The organism is Streptomyces sp. NPDC049915, assembly GCF_040656475.1.
Lineage (GTDB): Bacteria > Actinomycetota > Actinomycetes > Streptomycetales > Streptomycetaceae > Streptomyces.
Genome location: NZ_JBFAMH010000069.1, coordinates 1 through 3325, shown reverse-complemented (window position 1 = coordinate 3325; position 3325 = coordinate 1). Strand labels below are relative to the sequence as shown.

Below are 3325 nucleotides of genomic sequence, written 5' to 3'. Positions count from 1 at the left end.
GCGTTCACGCAGTTCGTCGGGGTACTTACGGGGAGCAGCCATGATCGGCATCCTTCCGGGTCTTGATGATCTACATCAAACCCGGGGCGATTCACGTTGCGCCTCACCATCAGGCTTGGTCGGACACCCTGCGACGGCAGGAACTGAGAACCGGCCAAATACGGCTGACCAGGCCTGCTGACGACGTGGGGCCGCGAAACTGGCAGATCACCGACCTGTGGAGGCCTCATGATTCCGGCGACCGTCCCCACCGAAGCCATCTTCGATCGCGGCAACCTGCCCGATGAGTCTCGCCCCGTGCACGCCTGGGACGATGAAGGCGAACCGCTGGTGCTGTGGCGCAATGAGCTGCGGCGAGCGCAGAACATAGCCGGCTTCAAAGAAGTCCGTGAGCGCCACCAGATCGTCGGTGTCGTCCCGGGCGGGGGCTGGATGACAGAGTGGCAGGACCCGCACGAGGGAACATCGTTCGATAATCCAGTGGTGGCCTGGGCGGTGTACTCCGACGGAGAAGCCAGAGCTATCGACACTGACTCTTCCGGCGAGGCCATGCTGCTGTCTCCGAGCATCAAGGACCGGCGGAGCTACCACCCGGGTCAGATCTCGGACAGGCCGCTGCCTGACGAGAAGACGTCGGGCGCAGCGGCAGAAGACGGGTGAAACATGCGCGATGAGATCACCTGAGTGCCCGACGCCGTGCTTGCTGTTCGACAGGAACACCCAGAGCTTGACCTCGTTCCCGTCTCACCCAGCTCGTGGGCGAGCAAGGACGACCAGGCGTCCGCATCACCCTCACCGACGAGTAGACCGGCATCCGGTTGACGACCTGGCCCGACACGGCGTAGCGCGCTCTGCCATTCTGAGGATCATGGCCTGCCGCCTGTACCCCTTCCGTGAGCGCGCCCGCCGGCAGATCGACCGCGACTTCGGACCGGTCGAAGCCTGGGCCACGGCCCGGCTCCGGCCGCCGGAGCCCGCTGTGGCGGAAGCCGATGCGCGCGGGATCGGCGAGTACCGGCTCTCTACGCGGCCGCCTCGGCAGGGTGTCGTACGGCCTTCTTGACGTCCAACTCGACGCCGTACCGGCCACGCCCCTCGACCTGAGCAAAGGCGGTCACAGCGGCCTGCACCACCCCGGCACGCTCCCGCCACACCTGCCACGCCTTCTCGTACAGCGCGCCCTGCTCCTCGCTCCCTGCGTCTGCGGTGGGCCGGCCGTACTCCTCGCGCAGCTCGAGGACGCGGGCGTGAGCCTCGTCGGCGGTGCGTTGCATGTCCACGAGGTCTTCAAAAGTGTGTGCCACGTCCAGGAGCTTAAGCGGCACGCTGGACGGGCCGCCCATCGCACTTACCGGCCGATCGGGTAGAGCCACTGCTCTCCCAGGCGCGTCACTCTCCGGGCCCAACGCGGCGCCTGCGTCACCCCATCCGGTCCCGCACGGCTGCCCCGGGACATAGCCGTCGCGGACGTACCCGCGTTCGGTGAGGGCGCGAGACCGAACGCCAGGTGAGTCAGCCGGGCCCTGCGGGGTGGCTGGCACCCGGTGTGCTGTTCAGCGGGGCGCGAAGGGCCGGGTGGATGCCCGGCAGCGCCTGTCGTTACTCACTTTCGGTGAACGCATTCCGGTCGGAGGGGGTGGCGCTCGAAAACCGGGCGTCAACCTGGCGCATTCACCGCTTTGATGGGCATTACAGGTGAACATCACAGAAAGCTGCTGAATTCGTAATAACCCTCCGCATTTCCCACATATGCCGGGGGAGCGGAGGCCATGGTGTGCGTGTGCGGCCGACCGGCCTTACACCAGTACAACGCACCCGCCGGACCTGCGGTAGCGCCGCCTGTCACCGGCTTGGTGTGCGCTTCCTGAAGGGAGACCTTGGTGTCCGGTCCGATTCTTCTTCTGACCGCCGCTACAGCCGTGGCGGCCGCCCTGGTCGGCGCGGCCGCGCTGGCGGCCATGGCCGCCGACCACCACCACGGCTCGCGTGACCGCCATGAGGTGACGATCAGCGCGGTGTCGGCCCGCGCAACCCCAGAGCCACGCCTCCCACACCGGCAATCCGGAGCGCGCCTCCTTGGTCGGCCGCTTGCTCCCCGCCAGGCAGCATCTGATGAGCCGTCCTACCCTGTGAGCAACACGTCGCAGATCCTTGGCACGAAGGAGGGGGCATGCGGCACGGGAAGATCGCAGGCGCCCTAACGGCCCTGCTAACCATCACAGGTCTGGCGCTCACCGGCTGTGGCGCCGACAATAGCGGCGGTGGATCGAGCCCGACGCCGAGTAAGGCAACCGCGCCTACACACAGCCAGCCGAGCAAGCCGAAACAGTCCCCGCAGAACAGCGAACGAAGGGACCTTCTGAGCTTCAAGATCGATGACCGCTCGCAGGCTGGCTTCGCAGACGTCTGGGTCGTCTGGACGATCAAAAACAGCAGCTCGAAGAAGTCCGACTACTCCTGGGATTGGGAAGCTGTCGACTCCACAGGCAAGCGTGTGGCCAACTCGACCGAGTACGTGACGAACGTCCAGCCTGGCCAGACGGCAACCGGCGAAGACATCACAACGCTCAAGACCGCCAAGGTCAAAATCAACATCACAAACTTCAACCGGACCGAGGCGTACTAAGGGCTGTCCTACCTTCAAGGTGTGGGTCTGATCTGGTCATTCGTAAGATCGGAGGACCCGGGGGCTCCGGGTATGGGGATCCAGTTGCCGGACAAACCGGACGATCACGCCCTCGGTCGATCCCGAGGCGGACTGACCACCAAAATCCACCTTGCCTGCGACGGCCGCGGCCGACCCCTCGCCGTCCTGCTGACCCCAGGCCAACGCCACGACAGCATCTGCGCACGCCCCCTCCTCGAACGCATCCGCGTCCCGCGCACCGGTCCTGGCCGACCCCGCTGCAGACCCGACCAGGTCATCGCCGACAAGGCCTACAGCTCTCGCGGCCTCCGCGCCTACCTGCGCAAACGCGGCATCGCACACACCATCCCGGAGAAGGCCGACCAGCAGCGCCACCGGCTCAACCGGAGCCGCCGCGGCGGCAGGCCACCCGGGTTCGACCGGGAGGCCTACCGCCGGCGCAACACCGTCGAGCGCTGCTTCAACCGGCTCAAGGGCTTCCGCGGGATCGCGACCAGATACGAAAAGACCGCCACCTCCTACGAGGCAGCGGTCAGTCTTGCGTCGTTCCTGCTCTGGGCAAGATCCGTTTGAAGACGGACCCTAGTAGGACTCCGTTAGCTCTGTCTTGATCTCGGTGTTGTGTGTGTTCGGCTGGGCAGGGGTCGGTGGCAGGTGGTGCAGATGCCGGTCCAGCAC

At 66.1% G+C, this 3325-nt stretch carries 3 protein-coding genes and 1 pseudogene; 3 read left to right on the top strand and 1 reads right to left on the bottom strand.

What is annotated here, in order from left to right; genetic code table 11:
• Positions 1–228: 228 nt before the first annotated feature.
• The gene (locus AB0J12_RS39455) at positions 229–660 is read left to right on the top strand and encodes a hypothetical protein (protein ID WP_363269633.1); all 432 of its coding nucleotides are present in this window, start codon (positions 229–231) and stop codon (positions 658–660) included.
• Between the two features lie 362 nt (positions 661–1022).
• Here the strand turns inward: AB0J12_RS39455 and AB0J12_RS39450 are convergent, their stop codons facing one another.
• On the bottom strand, positions 1023–1304 hold the full coding sequence (locus AB0J12_RS39450; protein WP_363269632.1) for a hypothetical protein: 282 nt from the start codon (positions 1302–1304) through the stop codon (positions 1023–1025).
• 866 nt (positions 1305–2170) lie between these two features.
• Between AB0J12_RS39450 and AB0J12_RS39445 the strand changes: the two genes are divergently transcribed.
• The gene (locus tag AB0J12_RS39445; protein WP_363269631.1) at positions 2171–2626 is read left to right on the top strand and encodes a hypothetical protein; all 456 of its coding nucleotides are present in this window, start codon (positions 2171–2173) and stop codon (positions 2624–2626) included.
• Positions 2627–2719: 93 nt separating this feature from the next.
• A pseudogene (locus AB0J12_RS39440) lies at positions 2720–3220 on the top strand (IS5 family transposase); the annotation flags it as partial.
• Positions 3221–3325 lie beyond the last annotated feature (105 nt).

What these genes read in the sequence shown, in the direction of transcription:
- AB0J12_RS39455 (WP_363269633.1), top strand. Translation starts at nt 229, where the DNA reads ATGATTCCGGCGACCGTCCCCACCGAAGCCATCTTCGATCGCGGCAAC.
- AB0J12_RS39445 (WP_363269631.1), top strand. Translation starts at nt 2,171, where the DNA reads ATGCGGCACGGGAAGATCGCAGGCGCCCTAACGGCCCTGCTAACCATC.